Here is a 14,727-nt window from a genome sequence, read left to right as displayed (position 1 = left end):
GTCAAATGTGGCGCGCTACTTCACCAGCGGGAAGAGAATCGTCTCGCGGATACCGAGACCGGTGATCGCCATGAGCAGACGGTCGATTCCCATGCCCATGCCACCCGACGGCGGCATGCCGTGCTCGAGAGCACGCAGGAACTCTTCATCGACGGGCATCGCCTCGACATCACCTCGGGCTGCGAGCTTCGCCTGCTCCACGAAGCGTTCACGCTGGATGACGGGGTCGACGAGCTCGGAGTATCCGGTGGCCAGCTCGAATCCGCGGATGTACAGGTCCCACTTCTCCACGACACCGTCGATCGAGCGGTGTTCGCGCACCAGCGGTGAAGTATCGACCGGGAAGTCCATCACGAACGTGGGGCGCGTCAAGTCACCCTTGACGAAGTGCTCCCACAGTTCTTCGATGAGCTTGCCGTGCGTGGCCTGTGCCGGGATGCCGACACCATTCTGCTCGGCGAAAGCAGTGAGGTCTTCGACCGAGTCTTCTGTCGTGAAGGTGCGTCCGGCAGCTGCCGACAGCGACTCATACATCGAGACGCGATCCCACTCGCCGCCGAGGTCGTATTCAGTGCCGTCGGCCCACGTCACCGTAGTTGAACCGGTGACGGCGATCGCAGCCTGCTGCACGAGCTCCTGCGTGAGCTCGGCCATCTGGTTGTAATCGCCATAGGCCTGGTACGCCTCAAGCATCGCGAACTCCGGGCTGTGCGTGGAGTCGGCCCCCTCGTTACGGAAGTTGCGGTTGATCTCGTACACCCGCTCGATGCCGCCGACGACGGCGCGCTTCAGGTACAGCTCCGGCGCGATGCGCAGATACAGCTCGGTGTCGAAGGCGTTGGAGTGCGTGACGAACGGACGAGCGGATGCTCCACCATGCTGCACCTGCAGCATGGGCGTCTCGACTTCGAGGTACTCGTGCGATGAGAAAGTCGCACGCAGGCTGGCGTTCACCGCAGCACGGGCACGTACTGTGTGGCGCGCCTGCTCGCGGAGGATGAGGTCGAGGTAGCGACTGCGCACCCGGCTCTCCTCGCTGAGGTCGCCGTACGCATTCGGCAGCGGCAGGATCGCCTTCGAAGCGATCGCCCACTCGGTGGCCATGATCGACAGCTCGCCACGGCGGCTGGAGATCACCTGGCCGCGCACGAATACGTGGTCGCCCAGGTCGACGAACTCCTTCCACCGCGCCAGCGATTCCTCGCCCACCTCGGCGAGCGAGATCATGGCCTGGATGCGCGAGCCATCGCCGGTCTGCAACGTCGCGAAGCAGAGCTTGCCGGTATTGCGGCTGAACACCACACGGCCCGCAACGCCAACAACGACGCCGGTCTCGGCGCCCGCCTCCAGCTCGCCGTATTCAGCGCGCAGCGCCGGGATCGCATGCGTCACCGGCACGCTGACCGGGAATGCTCCACCGGCGGCATTCGCACGCTGCTCGATGAGTCGCTCGCGCTTGGCGAGACGTACGGCTTTTTGCTCGTGAACGTCCTCGCCGTCAGCGTCGTCAGGGGTGGATGCGGGCGCGGCAGGCGCGGTGGTCATAGAGGCTCCTTGGAAGTCTCCCCCAGTTTACCGGGCGGGGCGCGGAACCCCGCTTCCGGGACACTTCACCAGCTTCCCCGTTTGAGGCTCGATACCCTCGAAGCATGTTCCGGCGCTTTCTTCCACGTTCTCTGGCCCTCATCGCGGTGACGGCAGCCACGCTGCTGGCCGGCACGGCGTCCGCCGCATCCGCAGCGGAACCACGCGCCGATGTCGACGATTTCGACTTCTCCACGTGGAACGCAACCTACGAGATCGGCATCGATGATGACGGACGCGCCACGATGCATGTCGAGGAGACCCGCGTCGCCGAGTTTCCCGACTTCGATCAGAACCGCGGCATCGTGGCGGGCTACCCCGAGACCTATGAGGGTGCCGGGATCGACACGAGGATCATCTCCGTGCGCGATGAGAACGGCGACGCCGTTGCCTACGAGACCGAAAACGACGACGGCTTCGTGTATGTGCTCACCGGAAACAACGACTATGTGCACGGCCCGACGACATATGTCATCGAGTATGAGATGCGCGATGTGATCATCGCCGCGACCAAGACCAAGGTCGATGAGTTCTACTGGAACTTTCTTCCTCTGGACAGTACTCAGGACATCACAGCGTTCGACGCCGAGATCATCTTCGATGATGATCTGGCGACGAATCTGACCGGCGCCTCCTCCTGCTATCAGGGACAGCAGAACTCCACCGCTACGTGCGATCTCGCCGTCGACGGCGCCACCTTCCGCGTTGCCGCGCGTGATATCCCTGCGGGCGAAGGCGTCACCATCGCCATCGCCCTCGAACCGGGCACTGTCACTCAGCCATCCGCTCGCCAGCCCAATGCGGCCACGGACGTACTGCCGTATGCCGTCGGTGGGGGCGCAATCCTGCTGTCGATCGGCGGCTGGTTCGCCACTCGATCCATGATCCGCTCACGTCGTCGAGGCACGGGAATCATCGTCGCGCAGTATGACGTGCCCGCTTCCATGCCGCCGTTGCTGGCGAGCGCGGTCGTCCCGAAGGCGAAGAACACGCTCAGCGCCCAGATCATCCACCTCGCCGTGCACGGAATGCTGCGATTGGAAGAGCTCCCGGAGGAGGGCCAGAAGAAGCGTCGACCACGCCTGCGCCGCCTCGATGCTCCGATTCCAGATCCGCTCGACGAGCGATCGTTGAAGGCGTTGTTCGGCAGCACCGATCTGGACATCGTCATGAAGATGCCGAAGAACAGTTCGGCGTTCGCGGCGAGGGTTCAGAAGCTGCTCAAGTCCGGTCCGATCGAAGCGGAAAAGCGAGGGCTCACGACAAAGGCACACAGCACGCTCGCGCGCGTCGTTCAGAGCCTCGCTCTCGTCGTGTTCGCCGGCATGATGTTTCTGCTGGGCTGGGGCCTGTTCACCGGACGCGCCTCGGCCGGTCCGGTCTTCTTCGTCACACTGATGTGCGGCATCTTCCTGCTGATCTCCAGTGTCGTGGCCTTCAAGAAGCACACGGTTCTCACCAAGGATGGTGCGCTGCAGCTGGAGTATTTGGAGGGCGTGCGCGAGTTCATCCGCGTCGCCGAAGCCGACCGGCTGCGGATGCTGCAGTCATACGCCGGCGCCGAGCGTCGCAGCGATGGCAGCGTCGACGTGATCCATGTGTACGAAAAACTGCTGCCGTACGCGATCCTGTTCGGCCAGGAGCGCGAGTGGGGTGAGGTGCTCGAAGTCGCCTATGGTGTGGCAGAGCAAGACCCGGGGTGGATCAACGGCTCAAGCTACGGCCTCGTCACCCGAATGCTGATCTTCTCATCGGCCACCAACTCGTCGTCAACGTATACGGCACCCAGCAGCGGCTCATCGAGCTCCGGCGGGTCATCAGGCGGAGGATTCTCCGGCGGAGGCGGCGGCGGAGGGTTCTCCGGCGGTCGCTGAGCGCGGGTCAGATCCCGAAAGGCGGGTCGGATGCTTCGCGCAAAGCCCGCTCGACGGCGGACTGCACGAGTGCCGAGAGGTAACCGCCAGGGTTCTCCACCCCGATGCCTCGAAGCAGCGCGGTGGATTGCCCGATGATCGCGCGCGAAAACGCGGATGCCGTGGCGATCGCCTCCGCGTAGACGACCCGATCGTCTTCGCTGATGACGATCGGTTCACACCCGAGCTCAACGGCGAGTGCCTGTGCGATCGGGAGTACGGGGGCGGGGGCGGTCACCGCAGCGAAGCTCGCCCGCAACTGACGCAGGTCGATCGAGGTGCCGGTGAACGTGATCGCCGGGTGCACCGCGAGCGGTATGGCGCCGGAACGCTGCGCTGGCTCAAGCACACCGATGCCATACGCGGGGTCGGTGTGCAACACGAGCTGGCCGCTCTGCCACGCGCCGACCTCGGCAAGTCCAGCGACCAATCCGGGAAGGACGTCATGCGGCACCGCCAGTATCACCAGCTCACTACGTCGCAGCACCTCGGTCGCGTCGAGCACCGGCACGCCTGGAAGGACCCCAGACGCGCGGTCGTCATCTGAACCGCTTGTGATCCCCGTGATCGCATGCCCCGCCCCGGCGAGAGCAGCGCCGATCACCGGGCCGACGTGCCCGGCGCCGATGATGCCGACGCCGAGCCTGCCGTCACGATTCATGCGGCGCCTGTGGCGGATGGAAGGTGGGAGGAGGCGGCGCGAGATCCTGCTGGGTGAAGTCGCCGGGGACAGGGGCCACAGCCGCCGTCTCTTCTGCGTACTGCGCCCAACGGTGGCTGTGATCGCGGCCCGTGGCTGCGAAGGCCTTGCGGGTGATGTCGTCCATCGTCGTCATCATGGTGGAGCTCTCGATGCCGACGACCTCGCCGAGGATGGGGCCCGCGATGCTGTGCGCCTTCATCCAAGCGACGCGCTGCAGTCGATCAACCGGCCCCTGCGACACCGAGACACCCTGGAGCCTCGCGAGCGGAACCACTGCGAGCTTGCGCCAGAACTGTCCGCGACGCATCAACAGTGCGAAGTCGGTGACGATGAGCCCGTGTCGTTTCCACGACACCGGCCTGCGCCACCAGGCACGCGGCTGAAGAGAGACGTATGGGTCGTCCTGCTGGGGGCCGAAGATGCCGTGTTCCCAGACCAATGGGAGATCCTCTGCCGGCAGGTCAGGAAGGATGAGGGCGAGCACCCGCTCGACGTCGGCGCGTGTTCCGACCGGAAGCACCACGTTGAACTGCTGCGCAGATCCGGACTGCTGCTGAGACGCGCTCTTGCCCGACATGCGGTTGATCTTGATCGTCCACCAACCGAACGGACGCCACAGCAGCGACTGCGACATCTCGACTGCGAAGATACGCCCTGGAGGGATCGTTTCGGTCACCGTCGTGAACAGGCCGTAGGTGATGCGCACTCCATCCGGCGTCGGAGCGATCGCGTAACGCAGTGACTTGGAGATCTGTCCCCAGGTGATGGCGACCGTAGCGATGATGAAGGGGATGCCCATACCGAGGACGATCGCCACAATGCCGATCCAAGCGTCAGGATCACCATCTGCGAGGATCGCCGGGATCGTGAATCCCATCGCGACGCCGAAGATCACCAGGAAGAACCCGAACCAGAGCACGCCGGCGAGCAGCATCGATCCGACGAGTCGTCCGGTCGGGATCTTCACGACGCTCTCCGGAGCGACATCGGCGAGGTCGACGCCTCCGATGAGGTCGTTGACGCCCTCGTTCATTGATCCGACAAGCTGGGAGCGCAACCCGGCAGAAGCGGCTGGCTGCTCGGGCGCTGGCTGTCCGGTACGACGCGTTTCACGTGACTGACGGGCACCGGAGGCGAGCCGAAGGATGTCCGAGCGCACGGCTTCGGCCTTCTGCGTGGAGAGGTACTCGAGCGGAACGTTCGCGTCGGTGCCGGCACCGACGACCTCGAGTTTTGCCATGCCGATCAGCCGCGCAGGGAAGGGACGCGTGAGGTTGACGCCCTGCACCCGATCAAGCGGCGCGCGCCGGTGCGAGCGGAAGATGATGCCCTTGCGGATCTCCACGTGCTCATCGGAGATACGGAATTGCTGAAACCGCCACACCAACCAGAATCCGACGATGAGCACGATCAAAACGCCCAGTACGACGAGCAGTGCGACGATGACCAGGTTGTTCGCCAGAACCCAGTCCACCGGGTCTCCGCCGGAGTAGTCGTCGGCGTGCATCCCGTCAGGAGCGAAGAGGTTGATGCCCCAGAAAATGATCCGGTCGCGGAAGTTGTTGAGCACAATGCCCGCCACGATGATGAGCACCAGGCCGCCCTTGAACAGCGGGGTCAGCGGGTGCAGACGGTGCCATTCTCCGTCTGCAAGTGAATCGCTCGAGAGCTGCTGAGGCGTGCTCACAGGCCGGTCCGGCGGGTCTCGGCGACGTCGATGAGTGTGTCACGCAACGCTTCGGCCGCAGCCTGTGTCAGCCCGGGAATCTGCACGCCAGTAGTGGCGGCCGCGGTGACCATCTTCAGCTGTGACACTCCGAACGCACGATCCAGCGGTCCCTGCGTGATGTCGACGAGCTGCATGCGCCCGTAGGGTACGGCGATGATCCGCTGCCACAGGATGCCCTTGCGGAAGACGATGTCATCGGCGCGCAGCATGTATCCGATCGCCTTCGCCTGTCGGGGCAGGATCACGAGCGTGATGAGTTCGATCACGAGCAGGATTCCGGCCGGAATCCACACCCAGGTCTGGTCGAACGCGAGGCTCAGCACGAGCGCCGCGATCACGATGAGCACGAACACGACCGCATTCTGCAGCAGCTGTGACGTGACATAGCGCGGCGAGATCTGGTGCCAGTGCCCGTCGAGGGCGAGGCGTGCGGCGCCGCGAGGTTCACGAATCTGCGTGTACGTCCCCTCGTCCAGCACGGATGGGACGGGCTGCACAGGCTGAACCGGCTGCACCGGAGGGACATCCAGCACGGATGGGACGGGCGGTACCGGAGGGACGGGCGGGATGACCGGCTGAGATCGATCAGCGCCCGGCGTCGGCTCCGGTGGCGGGGTCATCTGGCTGTCGGTCATCAAGATCCTTCGGAAGAGTACAGAATTGTTCGGCGATGAGAGCGGCAGCTACGAGCACGATCGAACTCACGACGAGCGCAGCCATCGCCACAATCGACCCTACCGGGGGACCCACCGGTCGTGACAGGAGGAACACTCCCAGTCCTGCGCCGAACCCGGCCATCATCGCACCGAGCAGGCTCGATGCCCGTGCGAGGGTCGCGGCACGCATCGCACGGAACGGGTCGATACGACCTGGCGTGCGTCCACGCACGCTGCGCCGTACCGGCCAGGCGAGCGCGAGCACAGCAGCGGCAACGAGGAGCAGAAGAAGTGGCAGGAAGCCAGAAGGTGCAAAGGTGGCACGCCCCGACACCGTCAGCACATGATCGACCAGGTAGCCGATACCCGCGCCGAAGAGGGCAAGGAGAATCAGCAGCACGGCGGATGTGCGCTTCATTCGTGCTCCGCACCGGTGTCCGCGGCATCCGCACGCAATCGCTCAATCAGCGAGGCGATCCGTCCCTGCCCGGGGATCTCCGCGTCTGGGTCAAGGCTCAGCCACGGTTCGAGCACGAACATTCGCTCAGCGGCCCGAGGATGCGGCAATTGCAGGTGCGGGTCGTCAGAGAGCAGATCGCCGTAGGCGATCAGGTCGAGGTCGAGCGTGCGATCACCCCAGCGCTCATGTCGTTCGCGGCCGTGTTCATCTTCGATTGCGTGCAGCAATCCCAGCAGCACCTGCGGCGCGAGGCGGGTACTGACCAGCGCGACCGCGTTGACGTAGGTCGGCGCATCCGGGTCCGGGCCATCCAGTCGCACCGCGACCGTCTCGTACAGCTCCGACAGCTGCACGTCTTCTACGAGCGGCAGTCGGGAGATCCTCTCGATCGCTCGCCGGATCGTCTCGCGGCGGTCGCCGAGGTTCGCGCCGATCGCAATCACCGCGCGCACGTTGTCGCGGCCGGGACGCGGATCTGGCACTGTCAGCGGCGGCATGCGAGTCATCACTGTGCGCCCGTCGTGACGCGAACGATGGTGACCGAGACATCCGAGAACGTCAGCGGGATGGGCGCGTGGGGCTTGTGCACGGTGACGGCGACCTGTGTTACCCGCTTGTCCGCGAGCACGACATCGGCGATGCGCTGAGCGAGCGTCTCGATGAGATTGACCGGTTCGCCTGCGACGACGGCTGCGACCTTCTCGGCGAGCTCGCCGTAGTGCACAGTGTCGACGACGTCGTCGGATGCCGCGGCAACCGCCAGATCGACCTGCAGACGCAGATCGATCAAGAACTCTTGACCGTTCTCACGTTCGTGCTCGAAGACACCGTGACGGCCGAACACAGTGAGACCGGTGAGTTGGATCTCGTCCAGGATCTGCATATCAGCCCTCCCAAGCGTGTGCGATTGCGAGAGCATCGCGGGTCGCTGCGACGTTGTGCACACGCACAGCCCATACGCCGTGGCGTACAGCCAGGGCGCTCGTGACTGCTGTGGCGAGATCGCGTCGCGACTCGTCGATTTCAGCCTCCGCTGGCGAAGCCTGGCTGACAGTGTCGACCAGAAACTGTTTGCGCGAGGTGCCAATCAGTACCCGATGGCCGAGCGCCGTGACATCGGTGAGGCCACGCAGTACGTCCCAGTTCTGTTCCCCCGTCTTGGCGAATCCGATGCCGGGGTCGACGATGAGCCGTGCAGGGGCGATACCCGCAGCCGCCGCGGCACCGCACCGCTCACGCAACTCGCCGGCGACCTCACGTGAGGCACGCCGGTACTCGGCGCGCGCATACATGTCGTCGGAGGGCCCACGCCAATGACCGATCGCAAAATCGGCGCCAGACGCCGCGACGGCGCTGAGCATGCCTGGGTCGGAAAGGCCACCGGAAACGTCGTTCACGATGCGCGCGCCCGCGCGGACGGCAGCGACAGCCGTCGACGCGTTCAGAGTGTCGATACTCACGGGGATGCCTCGTGATGAGAGCTCCTGAATCACCGGAAGTACTCGCTGCGCCTCGACGGCGGGGTCGACGCGCTTGGAGCCAGGGCGGGTGGATTCTCCGCCGATGTCGAGCACCGCAGCGCCGGCGTTTCGCAGCGCCAGCCCGTGGGCGATGGCCTGCTCGGGCTCGATGAAGCGCCCGCCGTCGCTGAAAGAGTCGGTCGTGACGTTGACGATGCCCCAAATTTCGGTCATTGCGCGCCGCCGATCCCTGAGCCCACAGGAGCGCCGATCAGCGTGATCAGTTCCTGTCGAGCGACCGGCTCCGTGTATTCGCCACGTGCGGCGATCGTGAGCGTCGAGGCTTCGGGTTGGCGTCCACCGCGCATCGTCACGCAGCCATGCGTGGCATCCAGAATGACGAGCACCCCACGCGTGTCGAGGTGCTCCGCAATCGTGTCAGCGATCTGCTCACCGAGCCGCTCCTGCACCTGTGGGCGGGCGGCGAGGATCTCCACGACACGTACCAGTGCGCCGAGCCCGACGACCTGCTCGCCTGGCAGGTAGGCGATATGCGCGCGTCCGGCAAAGGGCAGCAGGTGGTGTTCGCAGACCGAGCGGAAGCGGATGTCACGCAGGAGCACCGCGCCGGACGGCAGGGTCTCTGGCGCGGGCCCACGCGCAACGCTGATCGTGCGAGCCAGGGGCGCCGCAGCGTCCTCGCCGACACCGGAGAAGAACTCCGCATAGAGGTCGGCCATGCGCGCCGGAGTCTGCTTGAGCCCCGGACGCTCGGGGTCTTCACCGATCGCTTCGAGAAGCTCGCGAGTCAGCCGCTGGACACGATCTCTGTCTACGGCCACAGTCAGGCCGTCGCCGGACGTGCCTGCCCGGATGCGGGCGTACCGTCGGTCGCACCGTGGGCTGCCGCAGCATCCACCGACCCTTCGACAGCGGCCACAGCATCCACCGGGATGACGCGCTTGGGCACCTCGATCGGAGGGCGAGTCGACACCGGTCGCTCACTGCTGGAAAGCCACAGCGGGCGTTCTGGCAGCTTGCGAATGTCGGTGAAGATCTCGGCGATCCGGTTGTGGTCGAGCGTCTCCTCCTCGATCAGCGCAAGAGCGAGGCGATCGAGAAGATCACGGTTATCGCTGATCACCTGGTAAGCCTCGTCATGGGCCTGCTCGATGAGCCGGCGCACCTGGGTGTCGACGCGCTCGGCGACGCTCTCCGAGTACTCTCGCCCGCGGCCCATGTCGCGACCCGCGAACGGCTCGCCACCCTCGGTGCCGAGCTTGACCGGGCCGAGGTCGGTCGTCATGCCGTACTCGATGACCATCTTGCGGGCGATGCTGGTCGCCTTCTCGATGTCGTTCGAGGCGCCAGTGGTGGGGTCGTGGAAGACGAGCTCCTCGGCGACACGACCGCCCATCGCATAGGTCAGCTGATCCTGCAGCTCATTGCGGGTGATGGAGTACTTGTCATCCAGCGGCATCACCATCGTGTAGCCGAGTGCCTTGCCGCGCGGGAGGATCGTGATCTTGGTCACCGGATCGGTGTAGTTCATCGCCGCGGCAGCGAGTGCGTGACCACCCTCGTGGTAAGCGGTGATGAGTCTCTCGCGGTCCTTCATGACGCGGGTGCGACGCTGCGGGCCGGCGATCACACGGTCGATGGCCTCGTCCAGTGCACGGTTGTCGACCAGCTGCGCGTTCGAGCGAGCGGTGAGGAGCGCCGCCTCGTTCAGCACGTTCGCGAGGTCAGCACCGGTGAAGCCTGGCGTCTTGCGAGCGACGACTTCGAGGTCGACGGTCTTGGCGAACGGCTTGCCCTTGGCGTGCACCTGCAGGATGTGCAGGCGTCCCTTGAGATCAGGAGCATCCACGCCGATCTGGCGGTCGAAACGGCCCGGGCGCAGCAGTGCAGGGTCGAGGATGTCTGGACGGTTGGTCGCCGCGATCACGATGACGTTCGCGTTCGGGTCGAAGCCGTCCATCTCGACGAGCATCTGGTTCAGCGTCTGTTCGCGCTCGTCGTTGCCGCCGCCCATACCTGCGCCACGGTGACGGCCGACGGCATCGATCTCGTCGATGAAGATGATGGCCGGCGCGTGTTCCTTGGCCTGGTTGAACAGATCACGAACGCGCGAGGCACCGACACCGACGAACATCTCGACGAAGTCCGATCCTGAGATCGAGTAGAACGGGGCGCCCGCCTCGCCGGCGACGGCGCGAGCGAGCAGAGTCTTTCCGGTTCCTGGAGGGCCGTACAACAGCACGCCCTTCGGGATGCGGGCACCAATCGCCTGGAACTTCGCGGGGTTCTGCAGGAACTCCTTGATCTCCTCGAGTTCCTCGATGGCCTCATCGGCCCCCGCGACGTCCGCGAAGGTGACCGTCGGAGTCTCTTTGTTGACGAGCTTCGCCTTGGACTTGCCGAATTGCATGACCTTTCCGCCGCCGCCCTGCATCGAGGAGAGCAGCCACCAGAACAGCAGGCCCAGCAGCACGAGCGGAAGAAGAAGCGAGAGGAACCCATCGAACCAGGTGGCACGCGGGACGACGTCGTTGAAGCCGTCCTTCGGGTCGGCTGCGGTGACTGCGTCGACGACCTCGGATGCACGCGCATCCACATAGTAGAACTGCACCTGCTTCGAGTCCTCGAAGGCCTTCGACAGGGTCATGTCGACGCGCTGATCACCGTCGGTATTGGTGACCTCGGTGACGGTCTCCCCCGCGAGGAGATCGAGCCCCTCCTGGGTGGTGATCGTCGCTGGGGCGTTGAGATTCGAGATCAGCAGGAACCCGCCGAACAACAAAACACCAATCAGCACTACATAGAGCAGCGGATTGCGGGTGATCTTCTTCACGTCCATGATTCGTTCAGCGTATCGCGCCGCAGTTAATGGTCCCCTGTGATTCGCCCACGGCGTACGTCCCGCCCTCAGCTGTAGACGTGCGGAGCGAGGACGGCGACGTCGCGGAGGTTGCGGTAACGCTCGTCGTAGTCGAGGCCGTAGCCGACGACGAAGTCGGTGGGAATGTCGAAGCCGACATATTTGCAGTCGATCTCAACCTTGGCAGCCTCGGGCTTGCGCAGCAGCGCCAGCACCTCGAGCGACTCCGGACCGCGCGACTCGAAGTTCTCCAGCAACCAGCTGAGGGTCAGGCCGGAGTCGATGATGTCTTCGACGATGAGCACGTGCTTGCCATGCAGGTCGGTGTCGAGATCCTTGCGGATCTGCACGACACCGCTGGACTTCGTGCTCGAGCCGTAGCTGGAAACCGCCATCCAGTCCATCGGTGCGTGGACCGGCAGAGCCCTGGCAAAGTCGGCCATCACCATGACCGCTCCCTTGAGAACGCCGACCAGCAGCAGGTCCTTGCCCTCGTAGTCCTTCGCAACTTGAACTGCGAGCTCTTCGAGCTTGGCTTTGATCTCCTCCTCAGTGACGAGGATCTGTGCAAGGTCATCTTGGATGTCAGCCGCGCGCATAGATTGATTTTAGGCGACGGTTCCTGTGGGTTCCGCAATACTGTGAGGAATGACCGGGCGCCCGCCCGCCGAAGGAAGGATCCCCCATGGCTCTTGACGACATCCTCACGCAGGTTCCGATCGAAGACATCGCCGCAAAGCTCGGTGTCTCCACTGACGTCGCCAAGGCGGCAGTAGAGCAGGGCGGCGCAGTTCTGCTGACCGGACTGGCCAAGAATGCCGAGAGCGAAGAGGGCTCTGCGGCAATCAAGAACGCCCTCAAGAAGCACGAGGGCGCGAAGAGCGTCTCCGCGGTCGATGACGTCGACCAGGCGGATGGCGGAAAGATTCTCAAGCATGTGCTGGGCGCGCAGGAGCAGGACGTCACCGCGAAGCTGAACGCGTCGGACAAGACCGCAGGCATCGACTTCGGCAAGCTGCTGCCGATTCTCGCGCCGATCATCATGGGCCTGATCGCGAACAAGAACAAGAGCACGTCTGACTCCGCCGACGGCGCAGAGTCCGGCGGCGGCATCGGCGACCTCATCGGAGGACTCCTCGGCGGCAACAGTTCCGGTGGTGGCGGCATCGGCGATCTGCTGGGCGGCATCCTCGGCGGCGGTTCGTCCGGTGGTGGCGGGATCGGCGATCTGCTCGGCGGACTGTTCGGCGGCAAGAAGTAGTTGGTGGTGGTGTTCACCGCGCGGTGAACACCACCTGTCCTCCGACGCGCGCCGCGGCGCACCCTGGTAGATCAATGGGGCCCTGCCCTGACCAGTCCGTGACAAGGCGTGCCACTTCCACGGTCTGCGTGCGGGTGAGGCTTGCGCCGAACTCGCTGTGCGCGACGAGGCGGATGATGCGGTTGCGCAGTGCTGCCGGGTTCGCCGCGAGGGCGGCGACGCTGACCGAGATGCCCGCCTCGGCGTGCTCGACGATGTCTTCGATGGTCTCGTGGATCATCTCGTCGAACGCCTCGGCATCCTCACGAAGCTGTTCGGCGGTGCGCGCCAGGGCCTCCGCGATACCGGGGCCGAGTTCAGTTTCCAGCACGGGCAAGACACGTTCCCGCACACGGACACGTGCGAAGCGCGCTTCGAGATTGTGCGGATCGTCCCAGGGCATGAGATCGGATGCTGCACAGAACGCGCGGGTCGTCTCGCGACGCACGCCGAGTATCGGTCGCAGCCAGACGGTGCCGTCCTCGTCTTCTCGGCGCGGGGCCATGCCCTGAAGACTTGCGGCGCCCGAGCCGCGAGCGAGACCGAGCAGCACGGTCTCAGCCTGGTCGTCGAGGGTGTGCCCGAGCAGCACGGCCACCGTATTCTCGGATGCTGCGATCCGGCGCAGTGCTGCATAGCGCGCGTCGCGCGCGGCAGCCTCCGGACCACCATTGCTCACGCCATTCGACGAGCCCGGCACGTCCACCCGCTCGATCAGCGCACGGATTCCGAGACTCTCGGCCTTCGCCGCGGCCTCAGCCGCAACATCCGCCGACCCCTCCTGCAGGCCGTGATCGATCGTGACGGTGACCACCTTCATCCCGCGCGAGCGCGCCTCGAATGCTGTCGCAGCGGCAAGGGCGAGCGAATCCGCACCTCCGGAGAGAGCGACCAAGACGGTCGAGCCGTCGGGCAGGTCGGCGAGCGCTGTGCGCACAGCGAGGCGGATTTCAGCGATGGCAGGGGCAAGCGAAGGCACGCCTCAACGGTACGGCACCGGAGAATGCCTACCGCGGCATCCGTCTCAGTCGTATTCTGGGCGCGTGACGAAACCGACGACGTTCGCACCGGAGCGACTGAAGGCGTTCGTCGATGCTGTCGTCGCGATCGCGATGACGCTTTTGATCCTGCCGCTGTTGGAAGCTGTCTCGGATGCTGCGAGCTCAGGGATTGGCACTGGCCCGTTCCTCGACCAGCACCGCGGTCAGATCATCAGCTTCGGTCTCAGTTTCGTGCTGATCGCGACATTCTGGATGGAGCACCATCGGCAGTACGAACGCGTGCGCCGCATCTCCCCGCCTCTGCTGTGGATCAACTTCGCGTGGATGTTCACGATCGTGTGGCTGCCCGTGCCGACGGCGATGCTTGGTCAGATGGAGCCCGATCCTATCGCCGCGTGGGTGCATGTGATCGGCTACTTCGCACTACTCCTTGTGGCGCTCTCCGGTCCACTGGAGAAACTGCTCTTGCGGATGCGCGGGTAGGGTGGTTCCCGGCATCCGACCGTTTTTCCTGAGGAGTACACGCATGGGCGCACACGACGCCGTCATCGAAATCCCACGCGGCAGCCGCGTGAAGTACGAAGTCGACCACGAGACCGGGCGAGTACACCTCGACCGCATCCTGTACACGACGTTCGGCTACCCGGCCGACTACGGCTACTTCGACAACACGCTCGGCGAAGACGGCGATCCGCTGGACGTGCTCGTGCTCCTCGACCACGCCCTGTTTCCCGGCGTCGTCGTCGAGGTGCGTCCTGTCGCCGTGTTGAAGATGAGCGATGAGGCCGGCGGCGATGACAAGCTTGTCGCTGTGCTCGCCAAGGATCCGCGCTGGGCGCACATCCAGGACATCGACGACATCGCCGAGTACACGAAGAAAGAGATCGCGCACTTCTTCGAGCACTACAAGGATCTCGAGCCCAACAAATGGGTCAAGGTCGATGAGTGGGGTAACGCTGCCGAGGCGCAGCGCATCCTCGACGAGGCAATCGTCCGCGCAGGCGAACAGGACCACTGACCCTCACCAACGTCAGAAGCCC

General features: G+C 64.8%; 16 protein-coding genes. 4 read left to right on the top strand and 12 right to left on the bottom strand.

The features are described 5' to 3' along the window. Positions 1 to 15: 15 nt before the first annotated feature. On the bottom strand, positions 16 to 1,545 hold the full coding sequence (gene lysS, locus ACSU1G_RS12995; protein ID WP_439280371.1) for a lysine--tRNA ligase: 1,530 nt from the start codon (positions 1,543 to 1,545) through the stop codon (positions 16 to 18). A 104-nt stretch (positions 1,546 to 1,649) separates the two neighbouring features. On the opposite strand from lysS, the gene ACSU1G_RS12990 reads away from it, so the two are divergent. Then, positions 1,650 to 3,458, top strand: coding sequence for a DUF2207 domain-containing protein (locus ACSU1G_RS12990; RefSeq protein ID WP_439280370.1), 1,809 nt, complete (start codon positions 1,650 to 1,652; stop codon positions 3,456 to 3,458). A 7-nt stretch (positions 3,459 to 3,465) separates the two neighbouring features. On the opposite strand, the gene ACSU1G_RS12985 is transcribed toward ACSU1G_RS12990, so the two are convergent. The 10 genes from ACSU1G_RS12985 to hpt form a co-directional block, all read right to left on the bottom strand. Further along, positions 3,466 to 4,158: a DUF2520 domain-containing protein gene (locus tag ACSU1G_RS12985; protein WP_439280369.1), complete on the bottom strand. Its 693-nt coding sequence runs from the start codon at positions 4,156 to 4,158 to the stop codon at positions 3,466 to 3,468. Next, positions 4,148 to 5,887, bottom strand: a complete 1,740-nt coding sequence (locus ACSU1G_RS12980; RefSeq protein WP_439280368.1) for a PH domain-containing protein — start codon at positions 5,885 to 5,887, stop codon at positions 4,148 to 4,150. The genes ACSU1G_RS12985 and ACSU1G_RS12980 overlap by 11 nt, the downstream gene beginning before the upstream one ends. Next, entirely contained in the window at positions 5,884 to 6,462 is a 579-nt protein-coding gene (locus ACSU1G_RS12975; RefSeq protein WP_439280456.1) for a PH domain-containing protein, read from the bottom strand. Before ACSU1G_RS12975 ends, ACSU1G_RS12980 begins: the two co-directional genes overlap by 4 nt. 52 nt (positions 6,463 to 6,514) lie before the next feature. After that, positions 6,515 to 7,003 carry a DUF3180 domain-containing protein gene (locus ACSU1G_RS12970; RefSeq protein ID WP_439280367.1) on the bottom strand — a complete coding sequence of 163 codons (489 nt, stop codon included), beginning with the start codon at positions 7,001 to 7,003 and terminating at the stop codon, positions 6,515 to 6,517. Then, positions 7,000 to 7,551, bottom strand: a complete 552-nt coding sequence (folK, locus tag ACSU1G_RS12965; RefSeq protein WP_439280366.1) for a 2-amino-4-hydroxy-6-hydroxymethyldihydropteridine diphosphokinase — start codon at positions 7,549 to 7,551, stop codon at positions 7,000 to 7,002. The genes ACSU1G_RS12970 and folK overlap by 4 nt, the downstream gene beginning before the upstream one ends. Beyond that, entirely contained in the window at positions 7,551 to 7,928 is a 378-nt protein-coding gene (folB, locus tag ACSU1G_RS12960) for a dihydroneopterin aldolase (protein ID WP_439280365.1), read from the bottom strand. Before folB ends, folK begins: the two co-directional genes overlap by 1 nt. A gap of 1 nt (position 7,929) precedes the next feature. Next, positions 7,930 to 8,739, bottom strand: coding sequence for a dihydropteroate synthase (gene folP, locus ACSU1G_RS12955; RefSeq protein WP_439280364.1), 810 nt, complete (start codon positions 8,737 to 8,739; stop codon positions 7,930 to 7,932). Then, entirely contained in the window at positions 8,736 to 9,347 is a 612-nt protein-coding gene (folE, locus tag ACSU1G_RS12950; protein WP_439280363.1) for a GTP cyclohydrolase I, read from the bottom strand. Before folE ends, folP begins: the two co-directional genes overlap by 4 nt. 2 nt (positions 9,348 to 9,349) lie before the next feature. Further along, positions 9,350 to 11,365 carry an ATP-dependent zinc metalloprotease FtsH gene (ftsH, locus tag ACSU1G_RS12945; protein ID WP_439280362.1) on the bottom strand — a complete coding sequence of 672 codons (2,016 nt, stop codon included), beginning with the start codon at positions 11,363 to 11,365 and terminating at the stop codon, positions 9,350 to 9,352. A gap of 68 nt (positions 11,366 to 11,433) precedes the next feature. Further along, on the bottom strand, positions 11,434 to 11,985 hold the full coding sequence (hpt, locus tag ACSU1G_RS12940; protein ID WP_439280361.1) for a hypoxanthine phosphoribosyltransferase: 552 nt from the start codon (positions 11,983 to 11,985) through the stop codon (positions 11,434 to 11,436). Between the two features lie 86 nt (positions 11,986 to 12,071). On the opposite strand from hpt, the gene ACSU1G_RS12935 reads away from it, so the two are divergent. Continuing rightward, positions 12,072 to 12,647 (top strand): DUF937 domain-containing protein, encoded by a 576-nt coding sequence (locus ACSU1G_RS12935; RefSeq protein ID WP_439280360.1) that lies wholly within the window; start codon positions 12,072 to 12,074, stop codon positions 12,645 to 12,647. Between the two features lie 13 nt (positions 12,648 to 12,660). Here the strand turns inward: ACSU1G_RS12935 and tilS are convergent, their stop codons facing one another. Beyond that, the gene (tilS, locus tag ACSU1G_RS12930) at positions 12,661 to 13,665 is read right to left on the bottom strand and encodes a tRNA lysidine(34) synthetase TilS (protein WP_439280359.1); all 1,005 of its coding nucleotides are present in this window, start codon (positions 13,663 to 13,665) and stop codon (positions 12,661 to 12,663) included. Between the two features lie 64 nt (positions 13,666 to 13,729). Here tilS and ACSU1G_RS12925 point away from each other — a divergent pair, with 64 nt between their 5' ends. Continuing rightward, positions 13,730 to 14,170, top strand: coding sequence for a TMEM175 family protein (locus ACSU1G_RS12925; protein ID WP_439280358.1), 441 nt, complete (start codon positions 13,730 to 13,732; stop codon positions 14,168 to 14,170). Positions 14,171 to 14,213: 43 nt separating this feature from the next. Further along, positions 14,214 to 14,705: an inorganic diphosphatase gene (gene ppa, locus ACSU1G_RS12920; protein WP_439280357.1), complete on the top strand. Its 492-nt coding sequence runs from the start codon at positions 14,214 to 14,216 to the stop codon at positions 14,703 to 14,705. Positions 14,706 to 14,727: the final 22 nt, after the last annotated feature.

This window comes from Microbacterium sp. A93, from assembly GCF_051842835.1.
The sequence above is the reverse complement of the archived record's forward strand: the minus strand, read 5'-3'. Positions and strand labels throughout refer to the sequence as shown.

Bases quoted from the DNA above. Each gene is read 5' to 3' on its own strand.
- lysS (WP_439280371.1), bottom strand. From the start codon at position 1,545: ATGACCACCGCGCCTGCCGCGCCCGCATCCACCCCTGACGACGCTGAC.
- ACSU1G_RS12990 (WP_439280370.1), top strand. From the start codon at position 1,650: ATGTTCCGGCGCTTTCTTCCACGTTCTCTGGCCCTCATCGCGGTGACG.
- ACSU1G_RS12985 (WP_439280369.1), bottom strand. From the start codon at position 4,158: ATGAATCGTGACGGCAGGCTCGGCGTCGGCATCATCGGCGCCGGGCAC.
- ACSU1G_RS12970 (WP_439280367.1), bottom strand. From the start codon at position 7,003: ATGAAGCGCACATCCGCCGTGCTGCTGATTCTCCTTGCCCTCTTCGGC.
- folK (WP_439280366.1), bottom strand. From the start codon at position 7,551: ATGACTCGCATGCCGCCGCTGACAGTGCCAGATCCGCGTCCCGGCCGC.
- folB (WP_439280365.1), bottom strand. From the start codon at position 7,928: ATGCAGATCCTGGACGAGATCCAACTCACCGGTCTCACTGTGTTCGGC.
- folP (WP_439280364.1), bottom strand. From the start codon at position 8,739: ATGACCGAAATTTGGGGCATCGTCAACGTCACGACCGACTCTTTCAGC.
- ftsH (WP_439280362.1), bottom strand. From the start codon at position 11,365: ATGGACGTGAAGAAGATCACCCGCAATCCGCTGCTCTATGTAGTGCTG.
- hpt (WP_439280361.1), bottom strand. From the start codon at position 11,985: ATGCGCGCGGCTGACATCCAAGATGACCTTGCACAGATCCTCGTCACT.
- ACSU1G_RS12935 (WP_439280360.1), top strand. From the start codon at position 12,072: ATGGCTCTTGACGACATCCTCACGCAGGTTCCGATCGAAGACATCGCC.
- ppa (WP_439280357.1), top strand. From the start codon at position 14,214: ATGGGCGCACACGACGCCGTCATCGAAATCCCACGCGGCAGCCGCGTG.